This is a genomic window from uncultured Polaribacter sp., assembly GCF_947500975.1.
In the GTDB taxonomy this organism is placed as follows: Bacteria; Bacteroidota; Bacteroidia; order Flavobacteriales; family Flavobacteriaceae; genus Polaribacter.
In genome coordinates, this window is sequence record NZ_CANMUE010000006.1 from 22,003 (window position 1) to 38,946 (window position 16,944).

12 protein-coding genes are annotated in these 16,944 nt (G+C 31.8%); 11 read left to right on the plus strand and 1 reads right to left on the minus strand.

Features of this window, described 5'->3' with window-relative positions; all coding sequences use genetic code 11:
• Nucleotides 1-43: 43 nt before the first annotated feature.
• The 4 genes from Q0733_RS07970 to infB all read left to right on the plus strand — a co-directional run bounded on the left by Q0733_RS07970 (nt 44) and on the right by infB (nt 6,405).
• Nucleotides 44-1,633 carry an NADP-dependent glyceraldehyde-3-phosphate dehydrogenase gene (locus tag Q0733_RS07970; RefSeq protein ID WP_298781056.1) on the plus strand — a complete coding sequence of 530 codons (1,590 nt, stop codon included), beginning with the start codon at nt 44-46 and terminating at the stop codon, nt 1,631-1,633.
• A 124-nt stretch (nt 1,634-1,757) separates the two neighbouring features.
• Nucleotides 1,758-2,219: a ribosome assembly cofactor RimP gene (gene rimP / locus Q0733_RS07975; protein WP_298781059.1), complete on the plus strand. Its 462-nt coding sequence runs from the start codon at nt 1,758-1,760 to the stop codon at nt 2,217-2,219.
• 12 nt (nt 2,220-2,231) lie between these two features.
• Nucleotides 2,232-3,488, plus strand: coding sequence for a transcription termination factor NusA (gene nusA / locus Q0733_RS07980; protein ID WP_298781061.1), 1,257 nt, complete (start codon nt 2,232-2,234; stop codon nt 3,486-3,488).
• Between the two features lie 64 nt (nt 3,489-3,552).
• The gene (gene infB / locus Q0733_RS07985; RefSeq protein ID WP_298781064.1) at nt 3,553-6,405 is read left to right on the plus strand and encodes a translation initiation factor IF-2; all 2,853 of its coding nucleotides are present in this window, start codon (nt 3,553-3,555) and stop codon (nt 6,403-6,405) included.
• Between the two features lie 72 nt (nt 6,406-6,477).
• On the opposite strand, the gene Q0733_RS07990 is transcribed toward infB, so the two are convergent.
• Nucleotides 6,478-6,846 carry an SPOR domain-containing protein gene (locus tag Q0733_RS07990; RefSeq protein WP_298781066.1) on the minus strand — a complete coding sequence of 123 codons (369 nt, stop codon included), beginning with the start codon at nt 6,844-6,846 and terminating at the stop codon, nt 6,478-6,480.
• 196 nt (nt 6,847-7,042) lie between these two features.
• On the opposite strand from Q0733_RS07990, the gene Q0733_RS07995 reads away from it, so the two are divergent.
• The 7 genes from Q0733_RS07995 to Q0733_RS08025 all read left to right on the plus strand — a co-directional run bounded on the left by Q0733_RS07995 (nt 7,043) and on the right by Q0733_RS08025 (nt 16,935).
• Nucleotides 7,043-8,332, plus strand: a complete 1,290-nt coding sequence (locus Q0733_RS07995) for a c-type cytochrome (protein ID WP_298781069.1) — start codon at nt 7,043-7,045, stop codon at nt 8,330-8,332.
• Nucleotides 8,333-8,407: 75 nt separating this feature from the next.
• Nucleotides 8,408-11,470 (plus strand): TAT-variant-translocated molybdopterin oxidoreductase, encoded by a 3,063-nt coding sequence (locus tag Q0733_RS08000; RefSeq protein WP_298781072.1) that lies wholly within the window; start codon nt 8,408-8,410, stop codon nt 11,468-11,470.
• A gap of 85 nt (nt 11,471-11,555) precedes the next feature.
• Nucleotides 11,556-13,310, plus strand: a complete 1,755-nt coding sequence (gene nrfD, locus Q0733_RS08005) for an NrfD/PsrC family molybdoenzyme membrane anchor subunit (RefSeq protein WP_298781074.1) — start codon at nt 11,556-11,558, stop codon at nt 13,308-13,310.
• 2 nt (nt 13,311-13,312) lie between these two features.
• Nucleotides 13,313-13,840 (plus strand): DUF3341 domain-containing protein, encoded by a 528-nt coding sequence (locus Q0733_RS08010; RefSeq protein WP_298781076.1) that lies wholly within the window; start codon nt 13,313-13,315, stop codon nt 13,838-13,840.
• 11 nt (nt 13,841-13,851) lie between these two features.
• Nucleotides 13,852-14,406 carry a cytochrome c gene (locus tag Q0733_RS08015; protein WP_298781078.1) on the plus strand — a complete coding sequence of 185 codons (555 nt, stop codon included), beginning with the start codon at nt 13,852-13,854 and terminating at the stop codon, nt 14,404-14,406.
• A gap of 26 nt (nt 14,407-14,432) precedes the next feature.
• Nucleotides 14,433-15,890: a quinol:cytochrome C oxidoreductase gene (locus tag Q0733_RS08020; protein WP_298781081.1), complete on the plus strand. Its 1,458-nt coding sequence runs from the start codon at nt 14,433-14,435 to the stop codon at nt 15,888-15,890.
• Between the two features lie 37 nt (nt 15,891-15,927).
• Nucleotides 15,928-16,935, plus strand: a complete 1,008-nt coding sequence (locus tag Q0733_RS08025) for a cytochrome c oxidase subunit II (RefSeq protein ID WP_298781083.1) — start codon at nt 15,928-15,930, stop codon at nt 16,933-16,935.
• Nucleotides 16,936-16,944 lie beyond the last annotated feature (9 nt).

Below are 16,944 nucleotides of genomic sequence, written 5' to 3' on the forward strand. Positions count from 1 at the left end.
ATTGTATATAAATATTTAGACAATTGATTAAAATAAAATTACAATGAATACTTTTAAAGAAATTCCAAACGAATATAAAATAACGTCACTTTTACATCAGAAAACATATTTGATTAATGGTGAGTTAAAAGAATGGAACGGAGATACAGCTGATGTTTTATCAACTATTTCATCTACAGAAAAATACCAGCCAACATTATTAGGTACCGTTCCAAATTTGGGAGCAAATGAAGCTTTAGAAGCTTTAGATGCTGCTGTTAATGCATATGGTAAAGGGCAAGGTTTATGGCCAACTATGAAAGTAGAAGGAAGAATTGCAGCTATGGAAAAGTTTGTTGCTCAAATGAAAACAAAAAGAGCTGAAATTGTAAAACTCTTAATGTGGGAGATTGGGAAAGCAAAACCAGATTCTGAAAAAGAATTTGATAGAACTATAGAATACATTTACGACACTATTGAAGATTATAAACAAATGGATAGAGATTCTGCTAAGTTTGAAAAAAACAGCGGAGTTCATGCACATATTAGACGTGGTCCATTAGGAGTAGTTTTGTGTTTAGGCCCTTATAATTATCCTTTAAACGAAACTTTTGCATTGCTGATTCCTGCTTTAATTATGGGAAATACAACTGTTTTTAAACCAGCAAAACATGGGGTATTATTATTGTCGCCTTTGTTAGAAGCTTTTCAAAATAGTTTTCCTGAGGGAGTTGTAAATATTATTTATGGTAGAGGTAGAACTTTGGCAACACCTATAATGAAATCTGGTAAAGTAGATGTTTTAGCATTAATTGGTAATAGTAAATCTGCTAATGCAATTCAGGCAAATCATCCTCAAAAAAACAGATTGCGTTTGGTTTTAGGTTTAGAAGCTAAAAACCCAGCAATTGTTTTAGAAGATGCAGATTTAGATTTAGCAATAAGTGAATGTTTAGCAGGTGCAACTTCATTTAATGGTCAAAGATGTACTGCTTTAAAAGTGTTGTATGTTCATGAAAATATTGTGGAGGAATTTAACAAACGTTTTTCTGCAAAAGTAGATGCTTTAAAATTCGGAAATCCTTGGGAAGAACGTGTAAAATTAACACCTTTACCAGAACCAAGTAAGCCAGATTATATTCAAGAATTAATAGATGATGCTATTGAAAAAGGTGCAAAAATCATCAATAAAAAAGGAGGAGAAAGAACAGGTAATTATATTTTTCCATCAGTATTGTACCCAGTTTCAAAGGATATGAGAGTGTATGAAGAAGAGCAATTTGGGCCAGTAACCCCAATTTTATCTTTCAAAAGTATTGATGAGCCTATACATGATATGGCAGAATCTAATTATGGGCAACAAGTAAGTGTTTTTGGTAGTAATGCAAAAACGTTATCACCGTTAATTGATACGCTTGTAAATTTAGTTTGTAGAGTAAACTTAAATAGTTCTTGTCAACGAGGACCAGATGTGTATCCTTTTACAGGAAGAAAAGATTCTGCCGTAGCTACTTTAAGTGTACATGATGCTTTACGTTCTTTTTCAATTAGAACTTTTTTAGCTTCTAAAGACACTGAATATAATAATGCAATTTTACAAGATTTGTTAGATAAGAAAACATCTAATTTTATAAGTACAGATTATATTTTGTAATTACATAAAGATATACTTAGCGCTCAGTTTGGTAATTTCCAAACATTTAGTATATTTGCAGCGAAAATCATATCAAATGAAAAAATGAAGGGGACTTAAAAGTCCCCTCTTTTTATATTTTAAGATGAATGAAACCAAGGTTAGAGATTTAATTGATGAGGCTTTAGAACTCAATGAATCATTATATTTAATAGATGTAGTAATTTCTGAAAATAATAAAATTCAGGTTACTATAGATGGAGATAATGGAGTTCCACTAAGCGAATGCATTAGAATTAGCAGAACTGTTGATAATAGTTTTGATAGAGAAGAAGAAGACTTTTCTTTAGAAGTATCAACACCAGATATTTCTCACCCATTAAAATTAAAGAGACAATTCATCAAAAATATTGGTAGAATACTAAAAGTAAAGTTGGCAGAAGAAGATTTAGAAGGTACTTTAGTAGCTGCAAATGATGAAAATATAGTGTTAACTTGGAAAGCAAGAGAACCAAAACCAATAGGTAAAGGAAAAGTTACTGTAGAAAAAACAGCAACTATAGATCATAAAGATATTAAAGAAGCAAAAGTGAAGATTGTATTTTAAGCAAAAGATGTAATGGAAAATATAGCGTTAATTGATTCGTTTTCAGAATTTAAAGATAATAAAAGTATAGATAGGGTAACATTAATGTCTATATTAGAAGAAGTATTTAGAGCTACCTTAAAACGTAAGTTTGGATCAGATGAAAATTTTGATATTATTATTAATCCAGATAAAGGAGATTTAGAAATTTGGAGAAATAGAGTTGTAGTTGCAGATGGTTTTTCTGAAGATGATAATGAAGAGATTGAATTAGCTGAAGCAAGATTAATTGAGCCAGATTTTGAAATAGGAGAAGACGTATCTGAAGAAGTTAAATTAGTAGATTTAGGAAGAAGAGCTATTTTAGCATTACGTCAAAACTTAATTTCTAAAATTTATGAGCACGATAGTACTAATATTTTTAAGCAATTTAAAGATTTAGAAGGAGATTTATATACGGCAGAAGTACACCATATTCGTCATAACGCAATTATTTTATTGGATGATGAAGGAAATGAAATTGTATTGCCAAAAAGTGAGCAAATACGTTCAGATTTTTTTAGAAAAGGAGATAATGTTAGAGGTGTAATTAAAACGGTAGAATTAAGAGGTAATAAACCTACAATTATTTTATCAAGAACATCACCAGCATTTTTAAATAAGTTATTTGAACAAGAAATTCCAGAGGTTTTTGATGGTTTAATTACTGTTGAAGGAGTTGCAAGAATTCCAGGTGAAAAAGCAAAAGTAGCTGTAGATTCTTATGATGATAGAATAGATCCGGTTGGAGCTTGTGTAGGTGTTAAAGGTTCAAGAATACATGGTATTGTACGCGAATTAGGTAATGAAAACATTGATGTTATCAATTATACTAAAAACGAACAATTATTTATCTCAAGAGCATTAAGTCCTGCAAAAGTAACCTCAATGGAGATTTTACCTTACGAAGAAGAAAAGAATGGTAAAAAAGGACGTGTAAAAGTTTTATTAAAGCCAGAAGAAGTATCAAAAGCAATTGGTAGAGGTGGTGTAAATATACGTTTGGCAAGTGAGTTAACAGGTTATGAAATAGACGTTCAAAGAGAAGGTTTAGAGGAAGAAGATGTAGAGTTAACAGAATTTATGGATGAAATCGAAGATTGGATAATTACAGAATTCAAGAAAATTGGTTTAGATACTGCAAGAAGTGTTTTAGAAGCTAGTGTTGCTGAATTAGTAAAAAGAACCGATTTAGAAGAAGAAACTATTTTAGATGTTCAAAGAATTTTGAAAGAAGAATTTGAAGAATAATTTAGTGCAAAAAATAAAGTAAAAAATCATATTTTTACACAATTAAAGGGTTAAAAAATAATATATGTCTGAAGGCAAAACAACAAGGCTTAATAAAGTTTTAAGAGAGTTTAATATTTCTCTTGATAGAGCAGTAGAATATTTAGCAAGTAAAGGTCATGAAATAGAAGCAAGGCCAACTACTAAAATTTCTGGTGATGTTTATCAAGTGTTACTTGATGGCTTTGAAACAGATGCTAATAAAAAAGCAGCATCTAAAGAAGTTGGAGAAGAAAAACGTAAAGAGAAAGAAGCTATTCGTTTAGAACTTGAAGCTAAGTTAGAAAAGAAAAGAGCTTTAGAAGATAAAAAGGAGGAGAAGAAAGAAGAAGTTCTTAAAGCCAAAGCAGAAAAATTAGCATTTAAAACTGTTGGTAAAGTTGATCTTGATAATATTGGTACTAAAAAAACCGAAGTTAAAAAAGAAGAATCAAAACCGGTAGAAGCTAAAAAAGAAGAGGTTGTTCAAGCAAAAAAAGAAGCTCCTAAAAAAGAAGAGGTTAAAATTGAAAGACCAATTATTAAAGCTCCTGTTATTGTTGATACCTTAAAAATTGATACTCCAAAAGTAGATAAGATAAAAGAAAAAACAGTAAAAGAAGAAGCTCCTAAAGTTCAAAAAGAGGAGGTTAAAACTGTTCAAAAAGATAAAAAAACTGAAGCTCCTGTAGAAATAACTGCAGAAAATGCCGAAGCAATAAAAACTCAGTATAAAAAATTAGATGGGCCAAAAATTACTGGAAAAACTATCGATTTAAAGCAGTTTGAAAAACCTAAAAAGAAAAAACCTGAAGTTAAAAAAGCTGCAAATTCTAGTACAGATAGAAAAAAGCGTAAAAGAATTAGCAAGCCAGGTTCAACAGGCGGAGGTGGTGTAGGAAGACCAATCGGGAACAGAGGTGGACAAGGAAATAGGTCTAATTTTAGAGGTGGAAGAGGTAATGGTAGAAGTACTCCAGTTAAAAAAGAAGAGCCAACAGAAGCAGAAATCCAGAAGCAAGTTAGAGAAACACTAGAAAAACTTCAAGGAAAATCTTCTAAAGGTAAAGGAGCTAAATACAGAAGAAATAAAAGAGAAGCTCACAGAGAGCATACAGAAGCAGAACTAGAAGCTCAAGCATTAGACAATAAAATTTTAAAAGTAACAGAGTTTGTTACGGTAAGTGAGGTTGCTACAATGATGGAAGTTCCTGTAACTAACATTATTTCTGCATGTATGTCTTTAGGAATGATGGTTACAATGAATCAGCGTTTAGATGCTGAAACATTGGTAATTGTTGCTGAAGAGTTTAATCATAAGGTAGAATTTGTAGGTGCTGAAGTAGAAGAATCTATTGAAGAAGTAATAGATAAACCAGAAGATTTAATTACACGTGCACCAATTATTACGGTAATGGGGCATGTAGATCATGGTAAAACTTCTTTATTAGATTATATTAGAAAAGCAAATGTTATTGAAGGAGAAAGTGGTGGAATTACACAGCATATTGGAGCATATTCAGTAAATGTTGGAGATCAAAAAATTGCATTCTTAGATACTCCTGGTCACGAAGCCTTTACGGCAATGCGTGCACGTGGAGCTCAAGTAACAGATTTAGTAATTATTGTTGCAGCAGCTGATGATGATGTAATGCCACAAACAAAGGAAGCAATATCTCATGCACAAGCTGCAGGAGTTCCTATCATATTTGCTATTAATAAAATTGATAAACCAAATGCAAATCCAGATAATGTAAAAACACAATTATCTCAAATGAATTTGCTAATTGAAGAATGGGGTGGAAACATCCAATCGCAAGATATTTCTGCAAAACATGGAACAGGTGTTCAAGAATTGTTAGAAAAAGTATTATTAGAAGCTGAAATTTTAGAGTTAAAAGCAAACCCTAATAAAAACGCAGTAGGTGCTGTTGTAGAAGCTTTATTAGATAAAGGAAGAGGTTATGTTTCTACTATTTTAGTACAAGCCGGAACCTTAAAAATTGGAGATTACTTGTTAGCTGGTAAACACAGTGGTAAAGTAAGAGCAATGTTTGATGATAAAGGTAATAACTTAAAAGAAGCAGGTCCGTCAACGCCAGTGTCAATTTTAGGTTTAGATGGAGCGCCACAAGCAGGAGATAAATTTGTAGTTTTTGATGATGAAAGAGAAGCAAAACAAATTGCATCTAAACGTTCTCAATTACAACGTGAGCAATCTGTAAGAACTCAAAAAACATTAACTCTTGATGAAATTGGAAGACGTATTGCGCTTGGAGATTTCAAAGAATTAAACATCATCTTAAAAGGAGATGTAGATGGTTCTGTAGAAGCTTTAACAGATTCTTTCCAGAAATTATCAACTGAAGAAATACAAGTAAACATTTTACATAAAGGTGTTGGTGCTATTACAGAAAGTGATGTGTTATTGGCAACTGCATCAGACGCAATTATTGTTGGATTTAATGTACGCCCTCAAGGAAATGCAAGAATGGTTGCAGATAGAGAAGAGGTAGATATTAGAACATATTCTATTATTTATGACGCTATCAACGACTTAAAAGATGCAATGGAAGGAATGTTATCTCCTGAAATGAAAGAAGAAGTTTCTGGTAATGTAGAAATTAGAGAAGTTTATAAAATATCTAAAGTTGGTAATATTGCTGGTTGTATGGTAATGTCTGGTAAAATATTTAGAGACTCTCAAATTAGAATTATTAGAGATGGAATTGTAGTTCATGACGGAGTGTTAACTTCTTTAAAACGTTTCAAAGACGATGTAAAAGAAGTAGCAAAAGGATATGATTGTGGTATTCAAATTAAAAACTATAATGATATTGCAGTAGGAGATGTTATTGAAGCTTACAAAGAAGTAGCAGTTAAAAAGAAGTTGAAATAAACTTATTATTTTATAAAAAATAAAAAGCCGAAATCCATTTGAATTTCGGCTTTTTTTATGAGTAGTTTTTGATTATTTACCTAATGGAATAATAATTAATCCAGAAAATTTATCAGAAAATCTGGCAATTGCTCTATCAGCTTCTAATTTAGTTTTGTAGTTCCCAACTTGAACTTTCCAGTAAGGCTGATCATAATTTAATTTTGAATAAATATTAGGATAATTTACTTTAAACCTATTATGAATACTTTTTGCCCTTGTTTCTTTTCCATAGAAAATTTGAATCCTATATCCGTAACTATATTGTTTATTAAACTCTCTTTTTTTAGCAATTAAGTTTTTTATCTGTTCGCTGCTATTTGTTTCATTTTGAGCATAAAAACTTGTAGTTCCAGCTAAAAGAAACAGAAGTATAAAGTTAAAAATGTTTTTTCTTTTCATATTAAAAATAATTTACACAAAAGTAACGAGTTGATTGTTAAAAAATTGAAAAAAAGATTATTTAGAATAGTTATAAATTAATATTTAACGTTCCTTTAGCTTTTTAAAATTTAGCAATAAGTAGTACTTTTGTACAACTGTTCAAAAACCGTTTTTTGAACTATTTTTAATACGATACTATAAATAGTTTGTAAATATGAAAAGTGTACCATTACACAGTAGATTAACTACACTACTTCTTAAGAGTTTTACAATCATTCTGTTTTTTGCATTTAGCATATCTTCTTATTCGCAAGATGTAGATGCTGCACGTCAAACAGAAGGTAGAAAATTATTTAAATCTTTGTGTACATCTTGTCATAAGTTAGATAAGAAGTTAGTAGGGCCTGCTTTAGGTAAAGTTGAGGAGAGAAGAGAAAATGATTGGCTAAAATCTTGGATTAAAAACAATGCTGAGTTTCAAAAAGTGAATGCAGATGCTGCAGAAGCTGCTGAGTTTGATACAAGTGCGATGACTGCTTTTCCTCAGTTGTCAGATAAACAAATAGACGATATTTTATACTACACAACTGTAGGTGATCCGCCAAAACCAGGTGTAGTAAATGAGATAGGAGCGGGAGCTTCTACTGGAAGTGATGGTAGTCCAAAATGGTTAATCTATATTTTAGCTGCCGCTATTATTGTTGCCTTTTTAATTATTGCTAGTTTATTAAAAACAATTAGCGAGTTAAAAGGAGCTCCAAAAACACCGGGTGCAATTGCTTCTTTAGGTGAAGTTTGGGAAGGGTTTAAGCAAAATACATTCTTAAAAGTTCTATGTACTATTTTTGGATTATTAATTGGAGCTTATGTTCTTTTTGGAACTTTGTTTAAGGTTGGTGTAGATGAAGGTTATATGCCTTTACAAGAAATTGCTTTTTCACATAAAATTCATGCTGGAGATAATAAGATTGATTGTCAATATTGTCACTCATCAGCAAAACATAGTAAAACTTCGGGTATTCCATCTGTAAATGTTTGTATGAATTGTCATAAAAATATTTCAGAAGTATCAGAAGATACAAAAGTAGAATGGGATGGTGTTACTTATGGTAAAGCTGAGTTGGATAAAGAAATTGAAAAAGTATATGCAGCTGCTGGTTGGGATGCGGAAGAGTTGGAGTATACTGGGGTAGAGAAACCTATCAAATGGATTAGAGTTCATAACTTGCCGGATTTTGTTTATTTTAATCACTCTCAACACGTAACTGTTGCAGGTTTAAAATGTCAAAAATGTCATGGACCTGTAGAAGAAATGGATGAAATGCGTCAATTTTCTCCACTTACAATGGGTTGGTGTATCGATTGTCATAAAGACACAAAAGTGGATTTAAAGGATAATGAGTATTACGCAAAAATCCATAAAGAGTTAGCTAAAAAGTATAATGTAGACCAAGTTACTATTGCTCAATTAGGCGGTAAGGAATGTGGAAAATGTCATTACTAATTCAAAAATAAAAAATTAAAAGATTATAAAATTATTTGGTTTTTAAATCTTTCAATCATTAAATAAAAAGTATAAATGGCTTCAAACAAAAAATACTGGCAAAGTGTTGAGGAACTTAAAGGGAGTTCTATTGTTGAAACGTTAAGTAAAAATGAGTTTGTAGAAGAAATTGCTACAGATGATTTTTTAGGTGATAAAGAAACATTAGAAAATTCATCTACTTCAAGAAGAGATTTCTTAAAATATGTTGGCTTTACTACTGCTGCTGCATCTTTAGCTGCTTGTGAAGGTCCAGTAAGAAAATCTATACCTTATGTTGTAAAACCAAATGATGTTACTCCTGGAGTTGCAGATTGGTATGCTACTTCTATTGCTGATGGTTACGATTTTGCAAATGTGTTAGTTAAAACACGTGAGGGTCGTCCAATCCAAATAATGCCAAATAAAGAAGCAAATGGTACAACAAGTGCTAGAATACAAGCTTCTGTTTTGTCTTTATATGATGAAAAGCTTAGGTTAAAGGAGCCAACAAAAGCTGGTAAAACAATTACTTGGGCAGATGCAGATAAAGAAATTGGAGCTAAATTAAATGAATTAAAATTAGCAAATAAACCTGTTGTATTATTAACAGGATCTATGGCTAGTCCTTCTACAGATAAAATTATTGGAGAGTTTGTTGTAAATAATCCTAATATAAAACACGTTGTTTATGATGCAGTTTCAGAGTCTGGAGCGGCAGAAGCAATGTTAGCAATGCATGGTGAACGTGCATTGCCAAATTATCACTTAGATAAAGCAAAAACAATTGTTTCGTTTGGAGCAGATTTTTTAGGTGATTTTCATGGTGGATTCGAAAAACAATTTATTGCTGGTAGAAAGCCAGAAACTGGCCATATGTCTTATCATGTTCAGTTTGAAAGTAATATGTCTTTAACTGGTGCAAATTCTGATAAACGTGTGGTTTTAAAGCCTTCAGATCAAGTTTTTGCATTGCTAAATGTTTATAATGCTATTACTGGTGCAGGTGTTCCTTCAAAAGTAACACCAGTTGATTCACAAGTAAATGATGCTGTAAAAGCATTAAAAAAAGCAGGTTCAAAAGCTGTTGTTTTAACAGGGTTAAATGATAAAAATGCGCAACTAGTTGCTTTAGCAATTAACAAAGCGTTAAATAGTGAAATTATTGATACAGTAAATACATTAAATATTCGTCAAGGAAATGATGTAGAAGTTGCACAATTAATTTCAGATATGAAAGCGGGTAAAGTTGCAGGATTAATTTCTTACAATGTAGATCCTTTATATTCATTAGCTAATTCATCTGGTTTTTCTGATGGATTAAAAAAAATAGAATTATCAGTAGCATTATCAACTGAAAATAACGAAACAGTAAATGCATCTAATTTTGCATTACCAACCCCACATTTCTTAGAATCTTGGGGAGATACACAGTTTGATTCAGTTACTTATGGTTTAACGCAGCCAACAATTCAGCCTTTATTTAATACACGTCAAATTCAAGATACGTTGTTAAAATGGTCTGGAAATTCAACCTCTTATTACGAGTACTTAAAAGATTTTGCTATTACTAATATTTTAGGAAGTAGTTCTTGGAATAAAGCTTTGCATAATGGATTTTATAATGTAAAAAGTATTCAATCTGAAGATTTATTTGAATCTGCAGTTGATGTTACAAGTATTGCTTCTGCGTTAGCAAGTTCAGCAAAAAGTGCTTCAGGTTTCGAATTAAATTTTTACACCAAAACTGGTTTAGGTGATGGTAAGCAAGCAAACAATCCTTGGTTACAAGAGTTTCCTGATCCAATTACAAGGGCATCTTGGGATAACTACTTAATGATGTCTATTGCTGATGCTGGAGAATTAGGTTTTTCAAACCCTGTAAAAGATAATGGAGCTATTGATGGCGATTATGCAAAAGTAACTGTTAATGGAGTTTCTGTTACAGTTCCAGTAATGGTGCAACCTGGTCAAGCAAAAGGTTCTTTTGGGTTGGCACTTGGTTATGGTAAAACTTTCGGATTAAAAGAAGAAATGCAAGTAGGTGTTAATGCTTACCCTTTATATAATGGAGGTAATAACATACAATATAATGTAGCTATAGAAAAAGTATCAGGAACCCATAAATTTGCTTGTACACAAGTACAAAAAACAATTGCTGGTCGTCATGATATTTTAAAAGTTGCTTCTTTAAAAGAATATAAAACTGTTGCTCCTAAAGATCACAAAAATGGTTGGAATAAACCATCTTATGTTTCTTATGATCATCAAGAAGTAGAAGCAAATACTATTGATTTATGGGATGAACACAACAGAGAAGTTGGTCATCACTTTAATTTATCTATAGATTTAACATCTTGTACAGGGTGTGGAGCTTGTGTTGTTGCATGTCATGCAGAGAACAATGTTGCTGTTGTAGGTAAAAATGAAGTTAGAGTTGGTAGAGATATGCACTGGTTGCGTATTGATAGATATTATTCTTCTGAAGTAGAAACTAGAGAAGAAGCAAAAGAATTAGGATTAAGCAGAGGAGATACGTATAGAGCGTTAGAAACGGAAGCTGAAAATCCTGAAGTTACTTTTCAACCAATGATGTGCCAGCACTGTAATCATGCTCCTTGTGAGACTGTTTGCCCAGTTGCTGCAACTTCACATGGTCGTCAAGGACAAAACCAAATGGCATACAATAGATGTGTAGGTACAAGATATTGTGCAAACAACTGTCCATATAGAGTTCGTAGATTTAACTGGTTTAATTATTCTAATAATAACGAGTTTGATTTTAACATGAACAATGAGTATGGAAAAATGGTGTTAAATCCTGATGTTGTAGTTCGTTCTAGAGGGGTTATGGAAAAATGTTCTATGTGTATTCAAATGACACAAGCAACAATTTTAAAAGCTAAGAAAGAAGGTAGAGCAGTAAATACAGATGAGTTTGAAACAGCTTGTTCATCTGCTTGTACAACAGGCGCTATGGTTTTTGGTGATGTAAATAACAAAGAAGATAAAGTTGCTGCATTAGCACAAGATAAAAGAGCGTATAACGTGTTAGATTACTTACAGACAAAACCAAATGTAATTTATCAGGTTAAAATTAAAAACACGAACGAAGCATAAAAGGTGTATAAAAGTTAATAAGTTAAAAGAATACTCATTTAACTTATTAACTTTAAAACTATAAATAAAAACTAAGTAATTAAATATGTCTCATTACGAAGCACCCATAAGGGAACCTTTAGTATTAGGTGATAAAAGTTATCACGACATTACCGAAGACATTGCCAAACCTATAGAAGGTAAAGCAAACAAGAATTGGTACATGGCATTCTATATTTCTTTAGCAGCAATGCTTTGGGGATTTGGATGTATCTTTTACACAGTTGGAACAGGTATTGGAGTTTGGGGATTAAGCAAGAACATTGGATGGGCTTGGGATATCACAAACTTTGTATGGTGGGTAGGTATTGGTCATGCAGGAACCTTAATTTCTGCAGTACTATTATTATTCCGTCAAAAATGGAGAATGGCCATAAACCGTTCTGCAGAAGCAATGACTATCTTTGCCGTTTTTCAAGCAGGATTGTTTCCAATTATTCACATGGGACGTCCTTGGAACGGATATTGGGTATTGCCAATTCCAAATCAATTTGGATCACTTTGGGTTAACTTTAACTCACCATTATTATGGGATGTATTTGCGATATCAACGTATTTATCTGTATCATTAGTTTTCTGGTGGACAGGTTTGTTGCCTGATTTTGCAATGATTAGAGATAGAGCAGTAAAACCTTTTCAAAAGAAAATATATGCTTTGTTATCATTCGGTTGGTCTGGTAGAGCAAAAGATTGGCAACGTTTTGAAGAAGTATCTTTAGTATTGGCAGGTTTAGCAACTCCATTAGTACTTTCTGTACATACAATTGTATCTATGGACTTTGCTACATCAATCAATCCAGGTTGGCACTCAACAATTTTCCCACCTTATTTCGTTGCAGGAGCAATCTTTTCAGGATTTGCAATGGTACAAACGTTATTAGGTATTATGAGAAAAGTTACTAATATGGAAGATTATATTACACGTTTACACGTAGAATATATGAACATTGTAATTATCTTAACTGGTGGAATTGTAGCTGTAGCATATGCAACTGAATTTTTTATTGCTTGGTATACAGGTTCACCTTACGAAAACTATACTTACTTATCTGTAGGTGCAGCAACAGGACCTTATGCTTGGGCATTTTATTCACTATTATTCTTTAACATTTTAACACCTCAGTTATTATGGTTTAAGAAAATTAGAAGAAGTTTTATTTGGTCTTTTATCATTTCAATATTTATTAATATTGGTATGTGGTTTGAGCGTTTTGATATTATTGCAATTGTATTAAGTAAAGGTCATTTACCATCAACTTGGTGGCGTTTTGAGCCTACGTTTGTAGACGTTGGTATCTTTATTGGAACAATAGGATTCTTCTTTGTATTATTCTTATTATATGCAAGAACTTTCCCTGTAATTGCTCAAGCAGAAGTAAAAACAATATTAAAATCTTCAGGTGAATTTTACAAAAAGAGAAGAGATGGTAATAATGTAGTTATGGGGCCAGATGCTCATAAAGCAATTGCAAAACCTTTAAAAGATGTAAATAATGGAACTTCTATTGTTGATGAAGTTTCTAATACTGTTAAAGATTCAGCAGATAAATTAAAAAGTTTATTTAGTACAATTGGAGTGTTTGATTCTAAAACACAAAAGGCCGACGACTTAAAGAAAATTAGTGGAGTGGGACCTAAATTAGAAAGTGTATTAAATGATATTGGCTTATTTACTTTTGAGCAAGTAAGCAAAATGACTAAAAAAGAATATGACTTGTTAGACAGTATCACTGGTTCTTTCCCAGGAAGAGCTGAGCGTGATGATTGGGCTAAACAAGCTAAAAATTTAATAAACGGATAATTATGGAATCATCAAAAGTTATTCATGCGTTTTATAATGATGATGAAGTACTGATGGATGCAGTAAAAGCTGTAAAAGCAGAACATCATCATATAGAAGAAGTATTTTGTCCTTTTCCTGTTCATGGTTTAGATAAAGCTATGGGATTAGCACCAACAAGATTAGCTATTACTGCATTTTTTTATGGTATTACTGGTTTGTGTGTTGCTATTTGGATGACAAATTATATGATGATACAAGATTGGCCACAAGATATTGGAGGTAAACCAAGTTTTTCTTGGTTTGAAAACATGCCTGCTTTTGTGCCAATTATGTTTGAATTAACAGTGTTTTTTGCAGCTCACTTAATGGTTATTACTTTTTATATGAGAAGTAGAATTTGGCCATTTAAAGAAGCTGAAAATCCAGATCCAAGAACTACAGATGACCATTTTTTAATGGAAATTCCAGTACATAATAATGTTGATGAATTAACTGCATTATTATCAAAAACAGGAGCTGTAGAAATTAATGTAGTAGACAAGCACTAAGAAAACAGATAATGAAACATTTTAAATTAATTATCGCTTTAGTAATTTTTGCAAGTATTGTTTCTTGTAATGATAAACGTACACCACAAGTACAATATATGCCAGATATGTATGAATCTGTGCCTTATGATGCCAATGGTGTAGAAGGTATAAAAGGCAAAGCTGTAAACTCTAAACCTGTTGCAGGTACAATTGCAAGAGGTGGTCATCCTGCTTATGATATTCCTAATACTTTAGAAGGTTATAACAAAGCAAAAGCAGAATTAAAAAACCCTTTAGAGGCTACAGAAGCTAACTTAGAAAACGGTAAAGCAATGTACACTATTTATTGTGCAACTTGTCATGGTAATAAAGGTGATGGTCAAGGAGTTTTATCTCAAAGAGAAAAATTTGAAGGTATTCCTAGATATGATGATGCAGCAAGAAATATAACAGAAGGAAGTATTTATCATGTTATTATGTATGGTAAAAACTTAATGGGTTCTCACGCATCTCAACTAACGTATAATGAACGTTGGCAAATAGTACATTACGTAGAAAAATTACGTACAGATTTAGCAAAATAATTACAAAAAGATAGAATACGAAAGATATGTATCAATTCTCAGGTAAATTAAAAACATTCTCAATTGCTCTAATTATTTTAGGTGCTTTAGGTATTGCATTAAGCTTTTATAATGCACCTAAAACTATTGAAGATGCAAAAGAAATTTTAGCACATCAATCATCTTCACATGGAGATGCTCACGGAGCTGAACATGGTGAAACTGTAAAAGATGAACATCATCAAGTTGAAGGTGTATCGCACACGCATGATGAAGCAGTAAATCATAGTTCTAAAGAATCACATGTAACTGCTGAAGAACATGGGGAAAATCATGATGATGCTCACGCAGAACATGTTTTACATCAATTACAAAACAGACCTTGGGCTGCTGTATATGTAGCATTGTTTTTCTTTTTAGGGATAACATTATTAGTTTTAGCTTTTTATGCAATCCAAAGAGTTGCTCAGGCAGGTTGGTCTATCGTTTTATTTAGAGTGATGGAAGCAATAACGGCTAATATTGTTCCTACCTCTATTTTAATGTTAGTGATTATTATCACTTCTGCAATGCATATGAATCATTTATTCCCTTGGATGGGTGAAGGTATTTTTGATCCAACAAGCCCAAATTATGATCCAATTATTGATGGTAAATCTTGGTGGATGAATATACCAGGATGGACAATAAGAAGTATTGTATATTTAGTTATTTGGAATACTTACAGATGGTTTATCCGTAGAAATTCTATCAAAGAAGATACTGCAAATGATGGTCATAAAACTTATAAAAAGAGTTATAATGTTTCTGTAGGATTCTTATTCTTATTTATGTTATCAGAATCTATGATGTCTTGGGATTGGATTATGGGATTAGACCCTCACTGGTTCTCTACATTATTTGCTTGGTACGTTTTGGCAAGTTTATTAGTAAGTGCATTAACTGTAATTGCATTTACAACAATTTATTTACGTTCAAAAAATGCTTTACCAGGTGTTAATGATAGTCATATACATGATTTAACTAAATATATGTTTGGCTTCTCAGTATTCTGGACATACTTATGGTTTGCACAGTTTATGTTAATTTGGTATGCAGATATCCCTGAAGAAACTACTTACTTTGTAGCAAGATTTAACGAATACAAATTACCATTTTTAGGAATGGTAGCAATGAACTTTGCATTTCCAATATTACTATTAATTAATAGTGATTTTAAGAGTATACCTTGGTTTGTTGTAATTGGAGGTATTGTTATATTAACAGGTCATTATGTAGATATTTTTGTAATGGTTATGCCAGCAACAGTTGGTGCTCAATGGGGTATTGGAATTCCGGAAATTAGTGCAGTATTATTTTTTATTGGAATTTTTATTTATGCAACATTTAGTGCATTTGCTAAAGCAAACCCAATACCAACAGGTAATCCTTTCTTAAAGGAAAGTGAGCATTATCACTATTACAATATCGAACACAGAGGAGAAGGATCATCGGATCATCATTAATAAATAATTGAATTAAAATAATTAAGACGAGATAAATATGTTAGCTCTATTTTATATTTTTATAGGTGTTGCAATTGGTGTAAGTTTCTGGCAATTAACCAGAATAATGAACTTACGTGGTACAATTGCTACTGATAAGGACAATGCTACTCAAGGAAAAATAGCACTAGCTTTTATGGCTTTTTTCTATGCGATTATGATTTATTGTTTAATATTCATGAATGTCTTAATGTTACCAGAATCTGCTTCTATTGAAGGTGAGCACGATGATAATTTATTTAACATCACTTTTTGGTTAATTGGAATTGTTCAGTTTATTATGCAATTCTTAATTTTCTATTTTACTTTTAAGTATAGAGGAAAGAAAGAAAATAAAGCAAAGTTTTTTGCTGATAGTCATAAATTAGAAATTATTTGGACAATAATACCAGCTGTTGTTTTAGTTTTGTTAATCGGTTATGGTTTATGGCAATGGAATACTGTTATGGATTTATCAGACGATGATGATTCCATTGTTATTGAAGTATATGCAAGACAATTTGACTGGCAAGCACGTTATGCTGGTGAAGACAATACATTAGGATTAGGAAACGTAAATTTCATTAAAGGAATTAATTCTATTGGTGTAGACATGAACGATGAAAATTCTCAAGATGACAAACCAGTTAGAGAATTATATTTGCCAAAAGGAAAAAAAGTACATTTTAAATTCCGTTCTCAAGACGTTTTACACTCAGCATATATGCCACACTTTAGAGCACAAATGAATTGTGTTCCGGGTATGGTTACTGAGTTTGGTTTTACACCAAAATATACTACTGCAGAAATGAGACAACAATCTGAAGTAGTAGCAAAAACAGCAGTAATTAATAAAGTCAGAAAAGCTAAAGGAGAAGATCCTTATGAGTTTGACTATCTATTATTATGTAATAAAATTTGTGGAGCTTCTCACTACAATATGCAAATGAAAATTACTGTTGTAGAACAAGCAGAATACGACAAATGGATTGCAGAGCAACCAACATTAGCAACAATCATTAAATAATTAAATTAA

Excerpts from the sequence above, each read along its gene's own strand:
- rimP (WP_298781059.1), top strand. The coding sequence starts at position 1,758 with ATGAATGAAACCAAGGTTAGAGATTTAATTGATGAGGCTTTAGAACTC.
- nusA (WP_298781061.1), top strand. The coding sequence starts at position 2,232 with ATGGAAAATATAGCGTTAATTGATTCGTTTTCAGAATTTAAAGATAAT.
- Q0733_RS08010 (WP_298781076.1), top strand. The coding sequence starts at position 13,313 with ATGGAATCATCAAAAGTTATTCATGCGTTTTATAATGATGATGAAGTA.
- Q0733_RS08025 (WP_298781083.1), top strand. The coding sequence starts at position 15,928 with ATGTTAGCTCTATTTTATATTTTTATAGGTGTTGCAATTGGTGTAAGT.
- Q0733_RS07995 (WP_298781069.1), top strand. The coding sequence starts at position 7,043 with ATGAAAAGTGTACCATTACACAGTAGATTAACTACACTACTTCTTAAG.
- nrfD (WP_298781074.1), top strand. The coding sequence starts at position 11,556 with ATGTCTCATTACGAAGCACCCATAAGGGAACCTTTAGTATTAGGTGAT.
- Q0733_RS08015 (WP_298781078.1), top strand. The coding sequence starts at position 13,852 with ATGAAACATTTTAAATTAATTATCGCTTTAGTAATTTTTGCAAGTATT.
- Q0733_RS07970 (WP_298781056.1), top strand. The coding sequence starts at position 44 with ATGAATACTTTTAAAGAAATTCCAAACGAATATAAAATAACGTCACTT.
- Q0733_RS08020 (WP_298781081.1), top strand. The coding sequence starts at position 14,433 with ATGTATCAATTCTCAGGTAAATTAAAAACATTCTCAATTGCTCTAATT.
- Q0733_RS08000 (WP_298781072.1), top strand. The coding sequence starts at position 8,408 with ATGGCTTCAAACAAAAAATACTGGCAAAGTGTTGAGGAACTTAAAGGG.
- infB (WP_298781064.1), top strand. The coding sequence starts at position 3,553 with ATGTCTGAAGGCAAAACAACAAGGCTTAATAAAGTTTTAAGAGAGTTT.
- Q0733_RS07990 (WP_298781066.1), bottom strand. The coding sequence starts at position 6,846 with ATGAAAAGAAAAAACATTTTTAACTTTATACTTCTGTTTCTTTTAGCT.